At 67.6% G+C, this 20,212-nt stretch carries 14 protein-coding genes and 15 tRNA genes; 6 read left to right on the forward strand and 23 right to left on the reverse strand.

Going from position 1 to position 20,212, the window contains the following annotated elements:
- Nucleotides 1-78: 78 nt before the first annotated feature.
- Entirely contained in the window at nucleotides 79-894 is an 816-nt protein-coding gene (locus VPA02S_RS19250) for an alpha/beta fold hydrolase (protein ID WP_015866185.1), read from the reverse strand.
- A gap of 338 nt (nucleotides 895-1,232) precedes the next feature.
- On the opposite strand from VPA02S_RS19250, the gene VPA02S_RS19255 reads away from it, so the two are divergent.
- Nucleotides 1,233-1,802, forward strand: a complete 570-nt coding sequence (locus VPA02S_RS19255; RefSeq protein ID WP_218002183.1) for a cytochrome P460 family protein — start codon at nucleotides 1,233-1,235, stop codon at nucleotides 1,800-1,802.
- A gap of 93 nt (nucleotides 1,803-1,895) precedes the next feature.
- Here VPA02S_RS19255 and VPA02S_RS19260 read toward each other — a convergent pair whose 3' ends face one another.
- From VPA02S_RS19260 to VPA02S_RS19335, 16 genes are all read right to left on the reverse strand, one after another.
- Complete coding sequence (locus VPA02S_RS19260; protein ID WP_062365228.1) at nucleotides 1,896-2,459, reverse strand: HNH endonuclease; 564 nt, start codon at nucleotides 2,457-2,459, stop codon at nucleotides 1,896-1,898.
- Between the two features lie 45 nt (nucleotides 2,460-2,504).
- Nucleotides 2,505-2,579 (reverse strand) — tRNA-Lys (locus VPA02S_RS19265).
- Between the two features lie 43 nt (nucleotides 2,580-2,622).
- A tRNA-His gene (locus VPA02S_RS19270) sits at nucleotides 2,623-2,696 on the reverse strand.
- Nucleotides 2,697-2,704: 8 nt separating this feature from the next.
- Nucleotides 2,705-2,779, reverse strand: a tRNA-Ile gene (locus VPA02S_RS19275).
- Between the two features lie 9 nt (nucleotides 2,780-2,788).
- Nucleotides 2,789-2,865 (reverse strand) — tRNA-Asn (locus VPA02S_RS19280).
- Between the two features lie 30 nt (nucleotides 2,866-2,895).
- A tRNA-Arg gene (locus VPA02S_RS19285) sits at nucleotides 2,896-2,973 on the reverse strand.
- Between the two features lie 65 nt (nucleotides 2,974-3,038).
- Nucleotides 3,039-3,114, reverse strand: a tRNA-Asp gene (locus tag VPA02S_RS19290).
- Between the two features lie 20 nt (nucleotides 3,115-3,134).
- A tRNA-Ser gene (locus tag VPA02S_RS19295) sits at nucleotides 3,135-3,223 on the reverse strand.
- 93 nt (nucleotides 3,224-3,316) lie between these two features.
- Nucleotides 3,317-3,393 (reverse strand) — tRNA-Pro (locus VPA02S_RS19300).
- Nucleotides 3,394-3,414: 21 nt separating this feature from the next.
- Nucleotides 3,415-3,492 (reverse strand) — tRNA-Gln (locus VPA02S_RS19305).
- A gap of 38 nt (nucleotides 3,493-3,530) precedes the next feature.
- Nucleotides 3,531-3,609 (reverse strand) — tRNA-Met (locus tag VPA02S_RS19310).
- Between the two features lie 26 nt (nucleotides 3,610-3,635).
- Nucleotides 3,636-3,712 (reverse strand) — tRNA-Glu (locus VPA02S_RS19315).
- Nucleotides 3,713-3,725: 13 nt separating this feature from the next.
- Nucleotides 3,726-3,802 (reverse strand) — tRNA-Thr (locus tag VPA02S_RS19320).
- 25 nt (nucleotides 3,803-3,827) lie between these two features.
- A tRNA-Trp gene (locus VPA02S_RS19325) sits at nucleotides 3,828-3,903 on the reverse strand.
- A gap of 10 nt (nucleotides 3,904-3,913) precedes the next feature.
- Nucleotides 3,914-3,998: transfer RNA gene (locus VPA02S_RS19330), tRNA-Leu, on the reverse strand.
- Nucleotides 3,999-4,147: 149 nt separating this feature from the next.
- Nucleotides 4,148-4,224: transfer RNA gene (locus tag VPA02S_RS19335), tRNA-Gly, on the reverse strand.
- Nucleotides 4,225-4,851: 627 nt separating this feature from the next.
- Between VPA02S_RS19335 and VPA02S_RS19340 the strand changes: the two genes are divergently transcribed.
- Nucleotides 4,852-5,226: a hypothetical protein gene (locus VPA02S_RS19340; protein WP_015866188.1), complete on the forward strand. Its 375-nt coding sequence runs from the start codon at nucleotides 4,852-4,854 to the stop codon at nucleotides 5,224-5,226.
- Nucleotides 5,227-5,377: 151 nt separating this feature from the next.
- On the opposite strand, the gene VPA02S_RS19345 is transcribed toward VPA02S_RS19340, so the two are convergent.
- From VPA02S_RS19345 to VPA02S_RS19365, 5 genes are all read right to left on the reverse strand, one after another.
- Nucleotides 5,378-5,755, reverse strand: a complete 378-nt coding sequence (locus VPA02S_RS19345) for a response regulator transcription factor (RefSeq protein ID WP_015866189.1) — start codon at nucleotides 5,753-5,755, stop codon at nucleotides 5,378-5,380.
- Nucleotides 5,756-5,909: 154 nt separating this feature from the next.
- Entirely contained in the window at nucleotides 5,910-8,777 is a 2,868-nt protein-coding gene (locus VPA02S_RS19350) for an ATP-binding protein (RefSeq protein WP_062365229.1), read from the reverse strand.
- Between the two features lie 231 nt (nucleotides 8,778-9,008).
- Entirely contained in the window at nucleotides 9,009-10,022 is a 1,014-nt protein-coding gene (locus VPA02S_RS19355; protein WP_062365230.1) for an ATP-binding protein, read from the reverse strand.
- A 157-nt stretch (nucleotides 10,023-10,179) separates the two neighbouring features.
- On the reverse strand, nucleotides 10,180-10,845 hold the full coding sequence (locus tag VPA02S_RS19360) for a response regulator transcription factor (RefSeq protein ID WP_015866192.1): 666 nt from the start codon (nucleotides 10,843-10,845) through the stop codon (nucleotides 10,180-10,182).
- 11 nt (nucleotides 10,846-10,856) lie between these two features.
- The gene (locus tag VPA02S_RS19365; protein ID WP_174545083.1) at nucleotides 10,857-16,103 is read right to left on the reverse strand and encodes a trifunctional serine/threonine-protein kinase/ATP-binding protein/sensor histidine kinase; all 5,247 of its coding nucleotides are present in this window, start codon (nucleotides 16,101-16,103) and stop codon (nucleotides 10,857-10,859) included.
- A gap of 353 nt (nucleotides 16,104-16,456) precedes the next feature.
- Here VPA02S_RS19365 and VPA02S_RS19370 point away from each other — a divergent pair, with 353 nt between their 5' ends.
- Together VPA02S_RS19370 and VPA02S_RS19375 are read left to right on the forward strand one after the other, a co-directional pair.
- Complete coding sequence (locus tag VPA02S_RS19370) at nucleotides 16,457-16,840, forward strand: hypothetical protein (RefSeq protein WP_015866194.1); 384 nt, start codon at nucleotides 16,457-16,459, stop codon at nucleotides 16,838-16,840.
- 16 nt (nucleotides 16,841-16,856) lie between these two features.
- On the forward strand, nucleotides 16,857-17,420 hold the full coding sequence (locus VPA02S_RS19375) for a thioredoxin family protein (protein WP_062365231.1): 564 nt from the start codon (nucleotides 16,857-16,859) through the stop codon (nucleotides 17,418-17,420).
- A gap of 83 nt (nucleotides 17,421-17,503) precedes the next feature.
- On the opposite strand, the gene VPA02S_RS19380 is transcribed toward VPA02S_RS19375, so the two are convergent.
- Complete coding sequence (locus VPA02S_RS19380) at nucleotides 17,504-18,445, reverse strand: LysR family transcriptional regulator (RefSeq protein WP_062365232.1); 942 nt, start codon at nucleotides 18,443-18,445, stop codon at nucleotides 17,504-17,506.
- A gap of 72 nt (nucleotides 18,446-18,517) precedes the next feature.
- Between VPA02S_RS19380 and VPA02S_RS19385 the strand changes: the two genes are divergently transcribed.
- Together VPA02S_RS19385 and VPA02S_RS19390 are read left to right on the forward strand one after the other, a co-directional pair.
- A complete protein-coding gene (locus tag VPA02S_RS19385; protein WP_062365233.1) occupies nucleotides 18,518-19,192 on the forward strand; it encodes an HAD family hydrolase in 675 nt (224 codons plus the stop codon).
- Nucleotides 19,193-19,219: 27 nt separating this feature from the next.
- A complete protein-coding gene (locus tag VPA02S_RS19390; RefSeq protein ID WP_062365234.1) occupies nucleotides 19,220-20,206 on the forward strand; it encodes a tripartite tricarboxylate transporter substrate-binding protein in 987 nt (328 codons plus the stop codon).
- Nucleotides 20,207-20,212 lie beyond the last annotated feature (6 nt).

Below are 20,212 nucleotides of genomic sequence, written 5' to 3' on the forward strand. Positions count from 1 at the left end.
TGTGCTGGTGAATGGAAATCTGTGCGACGCGGCGCCTGGCCGCGTGCTGCCGAAGGACCGTGCGTGAAAGCAAGTCGTCTATCGGCTGGCGGCTTCGACGATGAGCTTCGCGACCACATCGGGCCTGGATGTCATCACCACGTGCGAGGCGCCCTTGACGACCACCGTCTTCACCGACTTGGCACGCGCTGCCATGAAGGCCTGCGCCGCCGGCGGAATGTTCTTGTCGGCGTCGCCATAGACGAACCACGAGGGCACCGTCTTCCACGCGGGAGCGCCCGCCGGCTCGCCGAGCGCCGACTCGGCGATGGGGCGCTGGGTCGCGGCCATCAGGCGCGCGGCCGCGGCCGGAACGTCGGCGGCGAACTGGTCGTGGAACCTGTTCTTCAGGATGTACAGGTCCTTGCCGCCATCGGCCAGTGCGACCGGCGGTGCCAGCGCAGGCCCGAGCGTGCTGCCGGGAAACTTGCCCGCAAGATCGGCTGCCGACTCTCCGGCTTCAGGCGCGAAGGCGGCGACGAAGACAAGCGCCTTCACGTTGCTCTTGCCGGTGGCGGCGCTGGAGATCACGGAGCCGCCATAGGAATGGCCCACCAGCACCACCGGTCCCTCGACCGCATCGACGATGCTTGCGACATCGGCCGCGTCGGACTTGACGCCGCGCAACGGGTTGGCGGCGGCGATCACCGGATAGTGCTTTGCCTCGAGCTTGCGTATGACGCCATCCCAGCTCGACGATTCCGCGAAGGCACCGTGCACGAGCACGATGGTGGGCTTGGCTTGCTGCGCAGTGCTTGCAGACTGCGCTGAAGCATTGAACGTGAAGGCGCCAGCCAATGCCATGAGGCCCACGGCGGCCATGGTTCGGGCGAAGCGGCGGCTGAGATTTTTCATTTGGTTTTTCCTGCGGTTGAAGTGAAGGGCAATGAAGAGTGATCGCCTTTCGCAACCCGTGACGAGCGCGGCGGGGCAAAGCACGGCCGCGTTTATAGGGCCCGCCTCCACGTGCACTGCAGATGTCTGTATGCCACTGTGTCGGCCCGGCAGGGCGACATGAAGAAATACACGGATGCCTCGCCGATGAAACGTAGTGTGGGCGTCCGGCCGTGCAGATACACAGGCATACGGAACCCCGTTTGCAAGCGGCAGGGGCGCCGAACAATCCACGCGTTCAGGCGCCGCGGAGCCTTCACGCCCGGCGGCAATTTCCAACGCACAAGGTCCACCACCTCATGAATCGAAACAACACAACGCGCCATGCGTGCCCGTCTTCATGCCGAGGCACGCTGGCAAAGCTCACCGGCCTCGGCCTGCTTGCGCTCGCGGCAGCGGCCGGCGTCTTCGCCGCAACCTCCAGCGCGGCGGAGGAGGACGCGAAGACTTCGGATGCCTCGCCCTTGTACGGCGTCACCATTCCCAAGGGCTACCGTCAGTGGCAGCTGATTGCGCCGGCAATCGAGGCGGAGCCGTTGAACGAGCTGCGCGTGGTGCTCGGCAACGCCAAGGCGATCCAGGCCTACGACCAGGGCACGCTGCCCTTCCCCGACGGAACCATCCTCACCAAGCTGGCATGGAAACATGTGCAGTCGCCGGAGTTCGCGCCCGCGTCGATCCCCGGCGCAGCGACCACCGTGCAGGTGATGGTGAAGGACTCGAAGAAATACGCGGCCACGGGCGGATGTGGATTCGGCCGCTTCGTCGATGGCAAGCCCGTGGACCTGACGCAGCACCAGACCTGCTTCGCCTGCCACCAGGCGCTGGTGAAGAACCACGACTACGTGTTCACGCGGCATGCGCGCTGATGCTACGGACGACTCGAGTGCGCAGCCCGCGCCGTGCTGGCTGACCCTCCAACGGAAAAAGGGGCGCCCCTTGCGGGAGCGCCCCTTCGTCTTTCAGTTGAGCCTGGAGCCTTTCGGCAGCCGACTCGCCAGCCACTCGTGCACGTCGGCTCGCACATTCCGTCCCTCCAGGAGGAAGTCTTCCCACCTGCTGGGAACATACGGAAGATAGACCAGCTTCATGCCGGCTTCCTCCGGCGTCCGGTCCGCTTTTTCGGAGTTGCACGCGCGGCAAGCGGCCACCAGATTCATCCAGTCCCAGGTACCGCCGCGGCTCTCGGGAACGATGTGCTCGCACGTCAGGTCCTGCTCGCGGAATCGCTGGGCGCAGTACGCGCAGATGAAGCGATCTCGGACAAAGAGCTTGCGCCGGTTGAAGGCGGGCGTGTGCTCGAACAAGTTGACCTTTGCACAGCCTTTGAGAGCGATGATCGGTGAAATCTCGAGCCGGGACTGCACGCCGCGCGCCACATTGAAGCCGCCACGCATCGTGGCCAATGGGCCTGCGCCGTCTTCCCAGACGACAGCACCAGTGGCGTAGTGGGATGCTGCCTGCTCGAGCGAAATCCATGCTTGAGGCGTGCCCTGGACATCCAGCTGAAGTACTTGGGGTTTCATGGTGAAGGCCTCCTTTCATGGCCGAGCGATTGTTGGACTCGCCTGTGGTGCGGGCAGAGAATTTCGAAATCTCGGCCTACCGGTTAAAAGCCGGTTGCTCTGCCTCTGAGCTATACGCGCGACGCGCGTGTGACCTGAGGTCTGGCGGCAGTTTGTGAAGAGATGGGGTGCACGAACGGGATCGAACCGTCGTCAGCTGGACCACAACCAGCGGCTCTGCCATTGAGCTACGCGCACCATTGAACTGGTAGCCGCAGATGGGAACGATCCATCGGCCCCCGCCTTATCGAGACGGTGCTCTGCCACTGAGCTATGCGGCTGAAGGCAAGTGGCTCCTCGACCTGGGCTCGAACCAGGGACATCCGCATTAACAGTGCGGTGCATCTACCAACTGAGCTACCGAGGAAAAAAAGAAAAGAACCGCGTGTGAGATGTTTGGCCCCGCGCACACGATTCGAACGTGCAACCCCCGGCTTCGTAGGCCGGTGCTCTGATCCAGTTGAGCTAACGCGGGAGGGAAATGACTTGGAGAAATTGGCGAATGCGGAGCGAGTCGAACGCTCGTGCGTGGTGGGTGGGTGGCGATCCGTAAGGGAGTTGAACCCTTGGCTTCCTCCTGGACAGGGAGGCACTCTGGCCGCTGAGTTAACGGATCACTGTATGTGGTGAAGAAACTGGCGGAGCATGTTCGATTCGAACGAACGAGCCGCTTGCGCGGCCACGGCTTAGCAAGCCGCTGCCTTGGACCTCTCGGCCAATGCTCCAATGGTGTCCGGTTACGAGTTCCGGCGACGCCCAATTTTTGCGTCCGGTTTCCACGAGAGGACGATCTGCATCGCCCTGTCTCGCTCTTGTGTTGGTCCGTGTTGCAGGGTTCGAACCTGCGACCCTCTGGTCCCAAACCAGATGCGCTACCAGACTGCGCCAAACACGGATTTTCTTTCGATCAATTTACTGGCAGACCGTGCACGATTCGAACGTGCGATTGCCTGAGTCAAAGTCAGGTGCCTTAGTCCAGCTTGGCGAACGGTCTGTATGCATTTGCGCCAACCTTGAGTTGACAGAAAGCGATGGTTGCGCGAGCAAGATTTGAACTTGCGATCTCGAGCGTATGAAACTCGCGGGGACGGCCAGGCTCCCCTACCGCGCTGTGTGTGATGCTGATGAATGTCGATGTGGAGTCGTATGCGGGATTCGAACCCGCGTCTACAAGGATGAAAACCTTGCGTCCTAAGCCACTAGACGAATACGACATGAATCTGCGAATGGAGCCCGCAGTCCGAATCGAACGGACGACCTCTCGCTTACAAGGCGAGCGCTGCTACCAGCTGAGCTATGCGGACGAAACTTTGTCCGTGCTACGAGAAATGGCGAGCACCGAAGGAGTCGAACCTTCAACCGCCGGTTTTGGAGACCGGTGTTCTGCCAGTTGAACTAGGCACTCAAGAAGCTGGTGGTCCCCCAAGCAAGCCTCGAACTTGCATGACTTTTGTCCCCGGTTTCTGAGACCGGTGCGTCTACCGATTCCGCCATCGGGGGTGGTTCCATTTCGGTTGTGTCTTCACGCGATTCGGGCGCTTGCGCGCCCACGTCGACATCGCTGCACATGGCTGGGTCCAGACCGTGCACATCCCTCCAGGCCGCCGACGCGGTTGGCCTCTGGAGGTGCTGCAAAGGCACACCCGAAATGGAGCAGCAGGAGGGCTTCGATCCCTCGGCCTCAACGTTGGCGACGTTGCGCTCTACCTGGCTGAGCTACGGCTGCAAGTTTTTTTGCGAGTTGTTGGCCCCACCAGTGAGGGGCGCGACTCGCGGCAAATTTTTAAGGATCACCCACCGGCGCCACTCGGCGGGTGAGTTCACGGCAGCGCGATCACTGCAGTGGCGGCCGGCACCAGGTGCCGTTCGCGGTTGTGTGCGGTTCGATCCGCACGGAAAAAACAAAAAGGCCCGGAATCCACTTGGGAATCCGGGCCTCTGGCGAGAGAGCTTGGAAGGTGCGCGCCTACGCGCTACCTCCACCCGGGTGCGGCTGATCCTCGTACTGCTGTCCGAGCCACAAGCTGGCCGGAATCGCGGGAAAGGAGTTCAGCTGCGAATGCATCTTGAATGTCGTCAGGTTGCTGCCACCACAAAACAAGACGCGCACGAACGTCCGGCCCGATGCGGGTCGATGGTTCAGTGAGCTCAGGTTTGCGTTCACGATGGTTCCAGTGGTTGGCGAGTTCTCGATGAATCGAAGGTGGTTGCGGAAGAAACTGGACGAATCAATTTCGTCGATGGATGTAATGTAAACTGGGTTTACTGCGCGACGCAATACTTTTTTTGGGTGTTGTGTTTTTTTCTCACTCCACGTCCGTTCACACGGACGCTTTGCTCCGCCGCTCCCAGCATGTCCCTGCCTGCCATTCGTCGCAATAATGTCCTGATCCTCTTCGGCGACTTCGTTGCGGAGCGTGCGTCCAATGGGGCGGAACCGCTCGGCCTGGCGGCGAAGTTCGCGGAGAAGCTGCAGATCTCCGCGAGCATGTGGAGCCAGATCAAGAAGGGCCGCGTCATTTCCGACAAGCTCGCACGGCAGATCGAGAGCCGTTGTGGCAAGGAGCCACTTTGGCTCGATGCGCCTCAAAGCGCGGAGCCGTTGCAGGACCCGGGGGAGGAGCGCTTCGTCGAGCTGGCCCGCCGAGCCTACAGAGCTCAGAACGCGCGCGGCAAGCGTGCGCTGAGGACCATCTTGCTGGAGCATGGGGCGCCTCAGAAGGAGTGAGTGGGGCGGTCTTCTTCTGCCGTCTGGGATGCCTGACTGGAACGCCACGCAAGCTGGGCGTGAAGCGCAGGAGGTGCAGGGGCGCCAAGAAGTGGCTGCGGGACGCGCGGCCAAGTTCCAGGAAAAGCCAAGGCCGCAACCAGGACCATGGTCAGCCGCGCCGGAGTGCGCGGCCGATCCAGGCCTGCAGCTCGCGCGCGTCGATCGGCTTCTCGATCAGGCACAGCGCGGTGCTCGCCTGCACGCGCTCGCGCACACGGGCCGATGCGAGCGCGGTGATGAACAGCGTGGGAACGTCGATGCCCTGGCCCAGGAGCCGGTCCAGCAACTCGATGCCGTCCATCGCCGGCATTTGCACGTCGCAGACCAGGCATTGCGTATGGGTCGCCATGCCGGAGGCAAGGAAGGCCGGGCCCGACGCGAACTCGCGCGCTTCCCAGCCGAGCGAGCGCACGAGGCTGCTGGTCGCGGCGCGCACGAAAGGATCGTCGTCGACGATGGACACGAGTTCGATGCTGAGGGGTTGCAAGGGAAAAATCCGGGCTCTTTGACCTGGCAAGCGGCCGGGACGATCCCGCCGCCGCTGCCCGGTGCCCCAGATTAGCGCCGCCAGCGGGCGGCGCCATCATATGTAGGTATGGATGGCCGGCGCGCGCCCGTTGCCGGCCGGCCAGGGAGCACGGTCAGACGGCCGCGCCTTTTGCCTTGCCGAAGAGCTGCTGCGCCTGTTGAAGGTCCGTGGTGTCGAAGCCTTCGGTGTAGTGGGCAAGGATGCCTTCCAGCAGGGCTCGCGCCTCGCGCTCGCGTCCGGCTGCCTGCCACATCCGCGCAAGGTCGGTCGCCGTTCGCAGCTCCCACGCGCGGGCGCCTTGCTGCCTGCTGCTGGCGAGCGACTGGACGAGGCACTCCTCGGCTTGCGCCGCGTGCGAAGGCGGCAGGCACGACAACGCGCGGGCCTTGGCCCGAAGGAGTTCCGGAAGGTTGTACAGGTCGCCTTTTGCATGCACCAGCGCCAGGGTGTCGTCCAGCAGTTCCAGCGCGTCGGCTGTCTGCCCCAGGGCGGTCAGGCCCTCGGCCAGCGTCAGGTTGAATGCCGTGGTGAGCAGCTCGTAGCGGGATTCGCGAAGCTCCACCAGGCAGTCCTGGATCGCCTGGACGCCGCGCCCGGCATCGCCGCGCCTGACGGCCAGTTCGCCCTTGACCCCCCGGCCCACGGCCAGGTACGGCGTGAGCGAATGGGCCTCCGCGTAGGCGATGAATCGGTCGATGTCCCGTTCGGCGCGTTCCAGGTCGCCGACCCACATGTACACCGACACCGCCCAGATCAGCGCGATGCACAGCGTGACGGGATGGTCCAGTTGCCGCGCTTCGTCGACGGCGCGCTGCGCGAGCACGACGGCCTGCGACGGGTAGCCCTGGAGCCACAAGGTCCTGGCCAGCGCGATGCGGGCGCGGTTGCGCAGATCGAATCCCGAGTAGATGCTGCTGTCCTGCAGCGAATCGGGTGACCCGGCGAGCGCGGCTTCGAGCAGGCGCCTGGCCTCGGGCTGATCGCCCAGCAGATGGTTGCAGAGCCCGACCAGCGAGTTCGCCGCGGCCACCGCGGTTGCGTCGCCGATGGTGCTGGCCACGCGGGCGCAGCGATGCGCGTATTTCAATGATTCGACGAAGTCGCCGATGCGCTCGTGAAAGATCTGGAGCCGGCCAAGCAGCTGGACCTGGCTGGCGGCATCGTCCAGCGCCTCGGCGACCTCGAGGCTGCGCTCCAGAGCCGCCCGCACCTCGTCGCTGTTGCCGCGGGTGAACATCTGCGAGACACCGATGGCTGCCTGCAGGTGCATTTCGGTCGAGCTGCCGCGCAGTGCGGGCGTGAGCTGCGCAAGCGCTCGCCTCGACCAGCCGTGGCACTCGGCCAGCAATGACTTCGCCAGGAACGCAGGCACGGCGGCCGATGCGAGCGAAACGCCCAGCTCCGTCGCGCGGCCCCGGCCGAAACACCACGTGAGGGCGGCGCGGATGTTGCCCAGGTCGGCCGTCTCCGAGGCGCCATCGGGCGCATGCCCGGCGCCGCGGGACGCCGCCATCTGTTGCAGCCGGTCCCTAAAGTAGCGCGCGTGGTGCAGCGACGCGTCGTCGACGGTCGCTTCGTCGGCCTTCGAAAGTGCGTAGGTGCGCGTGCTTTCCAGAAGGCGGTACTGGGTGAAGGCGCCCGACGGCCGGATGGCAAGCAGGGACTTCTCCGCCAGGCTGGCGATCGCGGCGACGATCTGTTCCTTCGACAGGTTGTCCGCATCGGCCACGTGACGCGCGGCGTCGAGCGAAAAGTACCCGACAAAGACGCACAGGCGGCACAGAACCCGCCGTTCGTGGATGTCGAGAAGCTCGTAGCTCCAGTCCAGCGTGGCTTGCAGCGTGGCGTGCCGCGGCTGCGCGCCGCGCTGGCCGAGCCATGAAAGCGCCAGCCGCTCGTCCAGCAGCGTGGCGGTCTGGTGCAGTCCATAGGTCGACACGCGGCGCGCCGCGAGTTCGATGGCCAGCGCCACGCCATCGAGCTTTCTGCAGATGTTCGCGATGATCGGCGCGTCGGTGCCGTCGAGGTCGAGCGTGCTTCCGCTGGCCTCGGCCCTGTCCACGAACAGGCGCGTGGCGGGATACGCGAGGATCTCGCGCGCGCCGAGGCCGGGAAGGTCCGGCGGACTGGCAAACGGATTCAGCGGGTGGACATACTCGCCCCGGACCCGCAGCGCCTCCCGGCTCGTGGCCAGGATATGGATGCTGGGCGCGGCCTGGAAGATTCTCTCGGCCAGCGAAGCTGCCGCCGCGATCACGTGTTCGCAGTTGTCCAGGACGAGGAGCATCCGGCGCTCGCGCAGGTACGAGACCAGGCTGGGAACCGGATCGGCGGAACGCACCGAGAGCCGCAGCATCGAGGCGATGGCGGTCGGGACCAGGGAAGGATCGGTGAGTGTCGCCAGGTCCACGAAGACGACCGCGCCGGCGAAATCGGCCAGCAGATCGTGCCCGGTCCGGACCGCGACCGTCGTCTTGCCGACGCCCCCGGTACCCACCAGCGTGACGAAGCGTCCCTTGGCAAGCTGCGCCGCAATGGCAGCCAGATCCCCGCTGCGCCCGACCAGCAGGCCCGGCGGCGCAGGCAAGCCAGGCTCGACCGGCGACTCGTCCCGCTGCGCCTGCACCTCCGGCTCGGCAAAGGTCCTGGAAATCTTGGCGACGAAGCAGTAGCCGCGGCCGACGATGTTCGACACATAGCGGGCGCCATCCTGCCCATCGCCGAGCGCCTGCCGCAGCATCGTGATCTGGTAGCGCAGGCTTCCGTCTGAAATGACCACGCCGGGCCAGGCCTCTGCCAGCAGTTCCTCCTTGCTCACCACGGCGTTGGCCCTGGCGATCAGCGCGAGGAGCACATCCATGGCGCGGCCACCCAGGTCCAGCGGCACGCCGTTGCGCGCCAGCAGCCGCTCGTTGACTCGCAGGGTGAAAGGGCCGAATGAAACGATCTCGCCTGGCTGCGCGAGCGGTTCTTTCCTCATGGCCGGTGGCGGGCTCAATGGAATGCGGGACGAAATTGGATTTGAAAGTTCCTGGATGCTCCGCTCACGAATGGCAGCAGATTCGCGCGTCGCCGAGGCCGCCGGAGTTTACAGCCAGAGGCTCATCGGCCTCGGTGCGAAGACGCGATGGCATTTCTGGTATTCATCAGCACGCCGCAAAAATGCAGCGGGCGGCGCCTTGCCCCTCCGGCGCCTGCGTCCGCGCTGGCGTCACGCGACCACGAGCGGCAGCGTCAACCGTGCCTCGAACCCGCCGCTGCGGCGGTTCTCCAGATGGAGCTCGCCCTGCATCGCCTGCACCAGGCGCCGGGAGATCGCCAGGCCGAGGCCGGACCCGGGCTTGCCCTCTTGCAGCTGCTGCCCCCGCACCCAGGGGGAGAGGACGGCGTCGATCTGCGCCGGCCGGATGCCCGGGCCGGAGTCGACCACGGCCAGCACGAGGCTCGTCGTATCGACGCGGGCGCAAACGCGAACATCCGTGCCGTAGCGCAAGGCGTTGTCGATCAGGTTGGCCAGCACGCGCCGCAGCGCGAGGGGGCAGGCAACCACCGGCTGGCCGATGCATCCGTCGAGCGCAATCGCACGGCCCGAGTCGCGGTAGTTGCGCACCAGGTTGCCGATCAGGCCATCGGCATCGACCCGCTGCAGCGGCTCGGCCAAGCTGTGCTGCATCCGCGCGCAGGCGATGCTGCCTTCGACCAGCTCGCGCATCTCGGCGAGGTCCCGCTCCATGGCCTTGCGCGCCTCGGCGTCCCCGAGCATTTCGCAGCGCAGTCCCATGCGGGTGAGCGGCGTGCGCAGGTCGTGCGCATAGCCGGCCTGCACGTCCAGGTGCTGCGCCTGGCGCTCGGCCTGCCGGCGGCCGAGCGTATTGATCGCGCGCGCCACCCAGGCGATGTCGGCCGGACCGCTTTCTTCCAGCGCAGGTATGCGGGCGTCGCTTGCCGCGCGTTCCAGCATGACGGCCAGGCGCGCCGCACTCGCACGGTGGGCCTGGAGCTTGAATCCGAGGAACGCCGCCACCATTGCGAGGCCGGCGAGTAGCGGCATGCCCAGGAGCCACAGCGTGCTGTCGCCGATCGTGCAGGCCGTTGGCGCAAGCGCCGATGCATGCGCGTTCTGCCCGAGCGCGAGGACGGCGAGCGCGCGGGCCGCGGCCAGCGCCATGCCGCTGGCGGTATTGGGATGGATGGTGCCGATGGACTTCAAGGGGCTGCAGGTCATCTCTTTCTCCGTTCGCCGGCGCAACGGCCGGCACAAAGGAGATGACATCACGGGGGAGGGCGCGCGCACCATTGCACCAGCGTTCGGCCAACCCCTACGAAGGTTTGCCCTCACCATGCGTCCGTGTGGACCGGTGAGGGCGTGCCGAGCGGCGCGTTCAGTGCGCGGCCTGCAGGAGGCCGAGCGCTTCCATCTTGCGCACCAGCTCCGCGACCGAGCGCGAGTTCATCTTGCGCATCGCCTGGCCCCGATGGATCTTGGCGGTGATCTCTGCAATGCCCATGCGGGCGGCGATCTGCTTGTTCATCAGGCCCGCGGCCACATGCTGCACCACCTCGCGCTCGCGCGGCGTGAGCGAGTCCCAGCACACGCGCAAGGCATGCAGCGAGTGCCCGAGCGCCAGGCGCCTGGCGTCCTTGTCCAGCGCGGCGGTGACCGCATCGATCATGTCCTGCTCGCGAAAGGGCTTGCTCAGGAAGTCCATGGCGCCGGCCTTCATCGCCCGCACGGTCATGGCGATGTCGCCGTGGCCGGTCATGAAGATGATGGGGATCGGCGCGCGGCCGGGCTGCAGCAGGGTTTGCTGCAAGGCCAGGCCGCTCTGGCCGCGCAGTCGCACGTCCAGCACCAGGCAGGAAGCGCCGCCGGCACGCGGCGCGGCAAGGAATTCCTCGGTGTCGGCGAAGGTGCGGACCTCCAGGTCGATCGAACGCAGCAGGCTGCCCAGCGCATTGCGCACGAGTTCGTCGTCATCGACGATGTAGACGACGCGCGTATCGCGGTCCGCCTGCAAGGGTGGGGAGAGATCGGTGGCAGGATGCATGGGTGGTCGGCTCAGGTCGGTTGCACCGGATCGGGGCGCGGCAGCGTGAATACGGCACGCGTGCCCACCGTCTCGCGCGGCAGCAGGGCCAGCGTCCCGTCGTGCGCATCGAGGATCGACTTGCAGATCGCCAGGCCCATGCCCATGCCGTTGGCCTTGGTGCTGAAGAGGGGCTGCAGCAGCCGGTCGGCGTCCTCGGCGCCGATGCCGGTGCCGACGTCGTCCACCGCAACGCGCACGCGGCCTTCCTGGTCGCTCGCGCATGCCAGCCGCAGCCGCCGCGGTGTGCCGTGCTCGAGCCCCGTCATCGATTCCGCGCCGTTCATCAGCAGGTTCACGGCAACCTGCTGCAGCTGGACGCGGTCGCCGTAGACCGGCTCCGGCGCATCCAGGCCCTGCAGCTCGAGCACGATGCCCAGCGATTCGAGCGGGCCGGCGACCAGCGTGACCGCTTCGCGCAGAGCTTCGTTGAGGTCGAACACCGCAAACTGCGGCTCGGCCTTGCGCGCCTTGGCCCGCAGGCCCTGGATGATGGCGCGGGCCCGCAGCGCGCTCTTGCTGATGTGGATGAGCATCTCGCGCGCTTCGGAGATGTCCGGCGTGCTGCGATCGAGCCAGCGCAGCGCGGCGCTGGCGGAGGTGTCGACGGCCGCGATCGGCTGGCCGATCTCGTGGACGATGGACGCCACCAGTTCGCCCATGGCCTTCAGGCGGCTCGCGCGCTCGAGTTCGGCAAGCGCCCCGCGCAGTTCTTCTTCGGCAAGGGCGCGCTGGTGGTTCTGTTCGAGCAGCTCTTCGTAGAGGCGGGCGTTCTCCAGCGCGAAGGCCGCATGCGAGGCGATCACTTCCAGCACCTCGGCCTTGGATTGCGTGAAGACGTGGGCCGCAAGGTTGTTCTCGAGGTACAGCACGCCGATGAGCGTCGCATGGCGCATCAACGGCACGCACAGGACCGAGCGCGGCCGCCGGCGGCGCACGTAGTCGTCCTGGGCCAGGGACGGCTCCTCGCGCGCATCGCCCACCACGATGCGCTGCTGGGTGCGCGCGACGGACTGCACGATCGATACCGGGCAAGTGCCGCTGCCGAGCGCGACCGGCTCCTGCGTCACCGAGATGGCGCCATCCAGCACCTGGGCCTGCGCGCGCACCTGCCAGGCGCCCTGGCGCAGCAGCGTCAGCGTGCCGTAGCCGGCGCCGGCACTCTCTAGCGCGGTGCGCAGCAGCGTTTCCACCAGCCGCGCGGGAACGATGTCGCTCGCGAGCGCTGTCGAGATGCGCAGCACGGCCTGCGCGTCGAGCGCCTGGAGGCGGCTCGCGGCGGGCGCCCATGCGTCTTGCTCGAACACCGCGGGATGGGCGGCCTGCAGCTGCCGCACCTTGGCCGTGGCGCCCCAGCGCTGCCATGCGCCGCGTGCGTAGCGCAGGTGGCCGTGCGCGGACAGTTCATCCCCGCGGCCGGCGTGGAAGGCGGCGGCCAGTTCGGCGGCCAGCGCCTCGACCTGCGTGAAGCCGTTGCGGCGGGCCTTCGACACCGCGTGCGCATAGGCCTCGCTCGCTTCGAGCGGCCTGCCGTCGACGCGGGCCAGCTCGGCGCGCACCAGCTCGAAGCGGGCCGAGAAGTTGTCGGGGCAGGCCAGGGCCCAGGCGGCAAGCTGGTCCACGTCGCGCTGCAGCGCCGCCTGCTGCGCGGCGTTGCGCGCGGGCAGCGCGAGCAGCGCCAGCGCGCCGTAGTACGGCAGTTCGCCGCTCTCGGCAAAGGTGCGTCCCGCCGACGCACAGGCCTCGGCGCGGCTGCGGGCCTCGAGCGCCTCCGCGAGCTCGCCGCACAGCAGCGCGCCCTCCAGCCGGTACACCCAGTATTCGAAGTCCACCAGCGTGGGCGGCGCGCCTTCCGGGGGCAGGCGCGGCGCTTCGCCGGGGTCGCCGCGGGTGCCGTCCTGCAGCCGTGCCAGCAGCAGTTTCTGGGACAGCAGCGCATCGACCACGAACTGGAAATTCGCGTCGCGCGCGATGGCCAGGCCGCGCTCGACCGTGTCGCGCACCTCGCCCAGGAATTCGCCCGCGAACAACATACCGGAGGCCTCGTTGGGGGCGCAGTAGATCGCGAAGGTATGGTCCGCGGTCTCCACCAAAACCTTGTAGGCGCGGCGGATGTAGTCGCGCGCCGCGCGGGCGGGTTGCGTCCAGGGCACGATCATGGTGCCGAAGGCCATGTGGACGCGGCCGCGGTAGCGGACGAGGCCGCGCTCGTCGACCAGGTGCAGTGCCAGCGCGCCGAACTCGCGCGCCGCGGCGTAGTTGCCATAGCGCACGCCGAAGACCTGCGTCATGCACACGTACCCGTCCGCCGAGGCATCCGTGTGGCCGTGCACGATCCCGAGGTTGGCCATGCGCAGCAGGATCAGGTCGACCAGGTTCTGGTCGGTATACAGCGCCGGCGGAATGAGGTCGGCAAAGATGTTGGTGATGGCGCGGCGCAGCGGATCGGTCGCGACCGGCAGCTGCCGCAGCGCGTCCATGCCATGGCGCTCGAGCCACGCCTGGAGCTGCGCGTATTCGCGGTCGACCGCGGCGTCGTCGGGCTGCATCGGCACGTGGATGCCCGACTTGCGCAGGAACGCCAGCCCGACGCCCAGCGCCAGGTCGAAGCGGCCGAGCGTGGTGTAGAGCGCGGCCCGCAGGCGCGCCAGGTCCGCGCCGAAGATGCCGTCGCCCGCCACCTGCTCCAGTGCCGCCAGGCGCGCCTCGGCGACTTCGAGCGCACCGGTCATGAATTCGGCCTCGCCGCACGAGGCGCGCGCGGCAAGGCCGTCCTCGCTGACATCGTCCTCGCCGAGGAAGTCGAGCGCGGCGCGGAAGAAGCCCAGGGCCGAATGGTGTGCCGTTGCGGCCTTGGCCTGGCGTCCGGCCTCGAGGTTGAGCCTGGCGAAGCGGCGCCGCTCGTGGGGCGCATCGACCGCCGGCCGCGCGAGCCCGGCCTGCGCGGCAATCGCGAACACCTGCGCCGACATGGCCGGGTGCGCAAGCTGGCGGCGCGCGACCTGCAGGTGCAGCGGTGCGCGCTCCTCCGGCGGGATCGAGGCGTAGGCCGCTTCGCGGAAGCGATCGTGGCAGAACACCCAGTCACCGTCCTCGCGGCAGACGCTGCCGGCCTGCAGCGCCGGTTCGAGCGCCGCTTCGAGGCTGCGCAGCGCGTCGGCGCCGGAGGCCAGGCCCGCGGCGACGGCGAGCGCTTCGCCCGAGGCACGGTGGCCAAGGCAGGAAAGCAGCTGCAGCACGGATTGCGTGGGGCCCGGCAGCTGTTCGAAGCGGCGCGCCAGCAGGTCGACGACATTGTCGATGCCCGGATGGGCCGCGATGCGCTCCAGGCTCCAGCGCCAGGCCGCGGCCTGCGCATCGTAGGCAAGCAGGCCGTCGTCGGCGAGGAGCCCGAGCAGGTGCTGGGCAAAGAACGGGTTGCGCCGGGTCTTGCGGCCGATCACCTCGGCCAGCGGACCGAGCGCATCGGCATCCTGCTGCAGTGCCTGCGCGATCAGTTCGCGCAGGGCGCCCTCGTCGAGCGGGCCGAGTTCCATGGTTGCCGCGTCGGGCACTTCGGCAAGCCGGCCCGTGCGCAGCGGATGGTTCGCGTCCACCTCCTTGGCGCGGAACGCGCCGACCAGCAGCAGCGCCTTGCCGGGATACTGGTGAAGCAGGCGCTCGAGCACCTGCAGGGTTCCCGCATCCGCCCATTGCAGGTCGTCCAGCCACAGCAGCAGGGGCCGCGCGGCCGTTGCAAAGCAGGCCAGCAGGCGTGCCATGCCGTGGAGCACGCGCTCCCGTTCGATCGCGGGTGCGGTGTCTGGTGATTCGGGCGTCTCGGCCTGCGGGCCGAGCACCAGGGCCAGGGAGGGCAGGAAGCCGGCGAGGGTGCGATCGACCGCGTTCGTGGCGGCGCGGATCCGGTCCTGCCAAATCGCGAACTCGTCCTCGGGGCAGCCGAGCACGAACTGCAGCAGCTGCTCGAGCGCCTGCACCAGCACCGCGTAGGGCCTGCCGAGGCTGCCTTCCTCGCTCTTGACCGCCGCCAGCAGCGGCGTGCCCGATTGCTGGATGCGCGCCACCGCCTCGCGCAGCAGTATCGATTTGCCGATGCCCGATGGGCCCGAGACCCAGGCGACGCGCGATCGCGCACTGCCCGCGACTTCGCGGTAGAGCGCGTCCAGCATCTGCAGCTCGGCATCGCGGCCCAGCACCTGCTGCGTGCGCAGCATCCTGTGCAGCGTGGCGTGGGCGTCGAGCGCGAAGGGCGGAATGCATCCCCGCTGGCGCTGCAGCGTCTCGCAGTGGCGCAGGTCCGCGAGCACGCTCGCAGCGCTGCCATAGCGGTGATCGGGCGCTTTCTCGAGAAGCTTCAGGACCAGCAGCGACAGTTGCGCGGGGACGCCCTCTCGCAGTTCGCCGGGCGGGCGGGGCTTTTGCGTCGCATGCGCGTGGATCCGTTCCGCAACGTCTTCGCCCTGGAAGGGAGGCCTGCCGGCCAGCAGTTCGTAGAGGATGCAGCCGAGGGAGTAAAGATCGGCGCGCGCATCGACGCGAATGTTCATGCGCCCGCCGAGTTCGGGCGCCATGTAGTCGAAGCTGTCCTCGTCCCATGCCAGGCTGCCTTCGGCCGGCACGCCGTTGTCCGCATCGAGCCGCGCTGCGTAGCCGAAACCCGTCAGGTAGGCGCTTGCGCCGGGCGTGCACAGCAGGCGATCGGGCGTCAGCGCACGGTGCATCACGCCTGCCGCGTGCATGGCCTGCACGGCGGCGGTGAGCTGGAGTGCCAGCGCAACGAATGCTTCCATGTTGCGGACCGGCCGGGCGGTCCGGCGCAGCAGTTCGCCGCCCGGGTCTTTGAGAACCAGCAGCGCCCCTTCGCCGTGCGGCACCAGCGCCATCGGCACCGCGGCCCAGTTCTGGTGCAAGGCGCTGCGGAACGCATATTCGCGCTGGAGCGTGGCCAGTGTGGCCGGGGCGACCTGGCCGCGCCCTGCAACAAGCCAGGATGCGCAGCCGGCGGCGCTGGCGCGTTCCAGGCGCGGCGTGCCTGTGCCCAGGTCGTAAAAATCCCGCGAAAGCAGGCCTGCACCGGAGAACTGCTGTTCGACGGTCTCCTGTACCGCAGCAAAAATATGCAGACGGCCGTGTGCGGGCTCGGTTTCCGCGCGATCGAGGTAAAGGGTGCTGTCCGGGATCTCTGCCTGGCGGCGCTCGCTGAGTTCTTCTTGTCGCATGGGGGTAGCTTCCGAAGGAGGTTCGGTTCTGGACATGCCTCTGTGCGATCCGGACGCCCCGGTCCGCTGCTGCTCGGCATGGTCTTGAGACGGGTGTCCTTTCGCTGCGTATCTATTGGAGCGCAAATGCCCGCGTGGAGGCAGTCGGGAGCGTTGGCGTGTGTTAGGCGTTGTTAGGCCTGGCCTTCAGGGTGCTTCACGTCGCGCCGCAAGGCCGACGACTTGGAAACGTAGTGTGTGCAATTCCAGCGCTGACACATAGGCATACGCAATCTGTGCCGGAAGGGGAGGGCGCGGCAAACAATTCATTCGCTCTCTCTACCCAAGCTCACTTCACTACCAAGGAAATCACCATGAAGCTCTCTCGAATCGCCAGTGCTGCCTCGTTCTCCATCCTTGCCGCTCTCGTTGGAGTGCAGGCCCATGCCGAGGAATATCAAGGCGTGTTGCAGACGCACTCGACGCTCGCCCGCAGCGACGTTCGCGCCCAGGCTGTCGCGGCTGCGCACGCTGCGGATCCCTATGCCGATGGCGCCTCTTCGGGTGTGGTTGCGGCGCTGCCCTCCACGCTCGACCGTTCCGCAGTGCAGGCCGAAGCCCGCGCACTCGCCCACGCGCCGGCCCAGAACCTCTATGTCGAGGCCTTCGTCAACAGCCGGGTGCCTGCCCAATACGGCATCCACGGGGTGCTCCCGACGCGCCAGGCGGGCATCGCCGATGGCGTGACCTTGCGCTGAACGCCGGAGCCCCAGCATGACCACGAGATCCAACGTGCTGATCGGCATCGCGGCCGTTGCAGCCTCGGTCGGCATATTCACTGCGGCGGCAGCGCCGTCCGGAGGCGACATACCCGCCAGCGCCGCGCAGACCGCGCCCGAGTTCCAGAACATCGACCAGTGGCTCAACTCCCCGCCGCTGAAGCTGCAGGACCTGCGCGGCAAGGTCGTGCTCGTCGACTTCTGGACCTACACCTGCATCAACTGCCTCAACCACCTGCCCTACGTCCAGGCGTGGAACGAGAAGTACAAGGACAAGGGACTCGTCGTCGTGGGCGTGCACACGCCGGAGTTCGCGTACGAGAAGTCCACCCGGAATGTGCAGGACGCGATCAGCCGGCTGCAGATCAAGCACGCCGTTGCGCAAGACAACCACTACGCCACCTGGAAGGCCTTCAACAACCAGTACTGGCCGGCGGTCTACCTGATCGACAAGCAGGGAAAGATCGTCTACTCGCACTTTGGCGAAGGCAGCTACGGCGCGACAGAGAAAAAGATCCAGTCGCTGCTGGCCGAACCGGCGTCCGCGGCGGGAAGCTGAGATGAAGAAGCTCTGGTTCGCGCTGCTTTTCCTTGCGGGCGGTTTCGCGCATGAAGTGCGCAATCCGGTGAGCTGCCAATGCATCACCGCCCGCGAATTCGCGGGTCTGAGCCGACGCCGATCCCGTCCGATCGACCCGCCGCTTCCACCAGGAAGCTGACCAGCGCCTGCACCCGCGCGCTGCGCCCCTTGCGCGTGGGCACGAGCACCACCACCGGGGCGGCGCCAAATTCCCAGTCCGCCATCACGCGCTCGAGGCGGCCGGCGGCCAGCGCTTCGGCGGCGTCCCATTGGGAGCGCAGCACGATACCGAGGCCGTCCTCGGCCCACTGGCGCGCCACGCTGCCGTCGTTGGTGACGAAGGCCGGGTTGATGCGCAGCGTCTCGCCCTTGCGGGCGCCGCTGCCCGCGGGCCGCATGTGCCACAGCGTCACGTCCTCGTCGTTCTCGCGGATGCAGATGCAGGCGTGGTAGGCCAGGTCTGCCGGATTGCGGGGCGTGCCGTGCTCGCGCAGATAGCCGGGGCTCGCGCACAGCCAGCGTTCGTTGGAGGCGAGCGGGTGCGCCACCCAGGACGAGTCGCGCACCGCGCCCACGTGCACCACCGCGTCGGAATCGTGCTTGTCGGGCCACGGCGTTTCGCGCAGGTCCAGCTGCAGCCGCAGCGCCGGATGCAGGCGGGAGAAACGGGACAGCCACGGCGCGACGTGCGTGCGGCCATAGCCGAAGGACGCGGCCACGCGCAGCGTTCCGCTCAGGCGCCGGTCGTCGCGCTGCAGGGATTCGCGCAGGCCGTCGAACTTCAGCAGGAGTTCATAGGCCTCGCGCCCGAAGCGTTCGCCTTCCGAGGTCAGGTGCAGTTTGCGCGACGTGCGGTTGGCCAGCACCAGGCCCAGCGAGGCCTCGAGCTTGCGCAGGCGCATCGACAACGCGGGCGGCGTGACGCCGAGCGAGCGCGCGGCCGCGCTGAGCGAGCTCTCGCGCAGCAGCGCGGCAGCCAGGCGAAGGTCTTCGATCTGCATCATTCAGCAGAGCTTAACTATTGATGACGCAAGAGTGAAGCTCGAAGACATCTTGGCGCACCTAAAGTCAGCGCCATGCAAAACACTTCGACCCCCATTGCCACGGCCGGGCGCTATCCCCGGGCCGTGCTGTTCGACCTGCTCACTGCGCTGCTCGACTCGTGGACCGTCTGGAACGCGGCGGCCGGCTCCGAGCAGATGGGCCGCGCCTGGCGCGCCGAATACCTGCGGCTCACCTATGGCTGCGGCGCCTACGTGCCCTACGAAGAGCTGGTGCGGCAGGCCGCGGCCACCGTGGGGTTGCCCGCGAGCGCCCCGCAGTCGCTGGACGACCATTGGGACGAGCTGCCCGCATGGAGCGGCGCCACCGAACTGCTGCGGGCGCTGCAGCCCCACTGCAAGCTGGCCGTGGTGACCAACTGCTCGCGGCGCCTGGGCCCACGCGCGGCCGAACGCCTGGGAATCGACTGGGACGTGGTCGTGACCTCGGAGGAAGCAGGCTTCTACAAGCCCGATCCCAGGCCCTACCGGCTGGCCCTGGAGCGGCTGGACGTGCAGCCGGCCGAGGCGGCCTTCGTTGCCGGATCAGGCTACGACATGTTCGGCACCGCCAGCGTCGGCCTGCGCACCTACTGGCACAACCGCGTCGGCCTCGCCCGGCCCGAGGGCGCGCCGCTGGCGGAGGTCGAATCGCCCACGCTCGATGGTGCGCTGCCATGGCTGCGCGGCTTCCGACCGGCCGCTTCCTGATCCAACCCACCACTCCAGGACCTGCCCATGATCCGCTCCCTTCGCCTGGCCGGCAGCCTTGCCGCCTTCTGCGCCGGCTTGCTGGCCGCGCCTGGTGCTGCCGCCCAGCCGTTTCCGAGCCGCCCCGTCACGCTGATCGTTCCTTTCCCCGCCGGCGGTCCCAGCGATGCACTGGCCCGCGCCGTCGCACAGAAGATGGCTGCGCCGCTGGGCCAGCCCATCGTCATCGAGAACCTCGGCGGCGCCAACGGCGTCATCGGCCTGGCGAAGGCGACCAAGGCAGCCGCCGACGGCTACACCATCTCGTTCGGAGGCATCGGCACGCACGTGGCCAACCTCGCGCTGTACAAGAAGCTGGCCTATGACCCCGTCGCCGATTTCGCACCCATCGGCCCTGCGGGCGCGGCACTGATGCTGCTGCTGGCCCGCGCCGACCTGCCGGCCAACGACCTGCGCGAGTTCAGCGCCTGGCTGGCGAAGCACAAGGACAAGGCGTCCTACGGCAGCGCGGGCGTGGGCTCGATCTCGCACTACGGCTGCGTGCTGCTGCTGTCTGCCGTCGGCCAGAACGCCACGCATGTGCCCTACAAGGGCGTTGCGCCGGCGGTCAACGACCTGATGGGCGGGCAGACCGATTTCATGTGCGACCAGACCACCACCGCACTGCCGCAGATCGCCGGTGGGCGCATCAAGGCCATCGCCGTGCTGTCGGGCACGCGCCTCGCGCAGCTGCCGCGTGCAGCCACTGCGGCGGAAGGCGGCCATGCGCTGGACGTGCGTTCCTGGAATGCCTTCTTCGCCCCGCGCGGCACGCCGCCGCCCGTGCTTGCCAGGCTGACCGGCGCACTGCAGCAGGCGGTGGCCGATCCGGCGCTGCGCAAGCAGATGGAAGGGCTGGGCGTCGACCTGCCCGCACCTGCCGATGCAACGCCCGCGACCGTCGCCGCGCTCATTGCGCGCGGCATCCGCGACGACGTGCCGGCCCTCAAGGCCAAGGGCCACTACCTGGACTGATCCGAA

It is taken from the genome of Variovorax paradoxus NBRC 15149 (genome assembly GCF_001591365.1).
Lineage (GTDB): Bacteria > Pseudomonadota > Gammaproteobacteria > Burkholderiales > Burkholderiaceae_C > Variovorax > Variovorax paradoxus.

Coding starts and splice junctions, on each gene's coding strand:
- VPA02S_RS19250 (WP_015866185.1), bottom strand. CDS start 894: ATGAAAAATCTCAGCCGCCGCTTCGCCCGAACCATGGCCGCCGTGGGC.
- VPA02S_RS19255 (WP_218002183.1), top strand. CDS start 1,233: ATGAATCGAAACAACACAACGCGCCATGCGTGCCCGTCTTCATGCCGA.
- VPA02S_RS19260 (WP_062365228.1), bottom strand. CDS start 2,459: ATGAAACCCCAAGTACTTCAGCTGGATGTCCAGGGCACGCCTCAAGCA.
- VPA02S_RS19340 (WP_015866188.1), top strand. CDS start 4,852: ATGTCCCTGCCTGCCATTCGTCGCAATAATGTCCTGATCCTCTTCGGC.
- VPA02S_RS19350 (WP_062365229.1), bottom strand. CDS start 8,777: ATGAGGAAAGAACCGCTCGCGCAGCCAGGCGAGATCGTTTCATTCGGC.
- VPA02S_RS19355 (WP_062365230.1), bottom strand. CDS start 10,022: ATGACCTGCAGCCCCTTGAAGTCCATCGGCACCATCCATCCCAATACC.
- VPA02S_RS19360 (WP_015866192.1), bottom strand. CDS start 10,845: ATGCATCCTGCCACCGATCTCTCCCCACCCTTGCAGGCGGACCGCGAT.
- VPA02S_RS19365 (WP_174545083.1), bottom strand. CDS start 16,103: ATGCGACAAGAAGAACTCAGCGAGCGCCGCCAGGCAGAGATCCCGGAC.
- VPA02S_RS19370 (WP_015866194.1), top strand. CDS start 16,457: ATGAAGCTCTCTCGAATCGCCAGTGCTGCCTCGTTCTCCATCCTTGCC.
- VPA02S_RS19375 (WP_062365231.1), top strand. CDS start 16,857: ATGACCACGAGATCCAACGTGCTGATCGGCATCGCGGCCGTTGCAGCC.
- VPA02S_RS19380 (WP_062365232.1), bottom strand. CDS start 18,445: ATGATGCAGATCGAAGACCTTCGCCTGGCTGCCGCGCTGCTGCGCGAG.
- VPA02S_RS19385 (WP_062365233.1), top strand. CDS start 18,518: ATGCAAAACACTTCGACCCCCATTGCCACGGCCGGGCGCTATCCCCGG.
- VPA02S_RS19390 (WP_062365234.1), top strand. CDS start 19,220: ATGATCCGCTCCCTTCGCCTGGCCGGCAGCCTTGCCGCCTTCTGCGCC.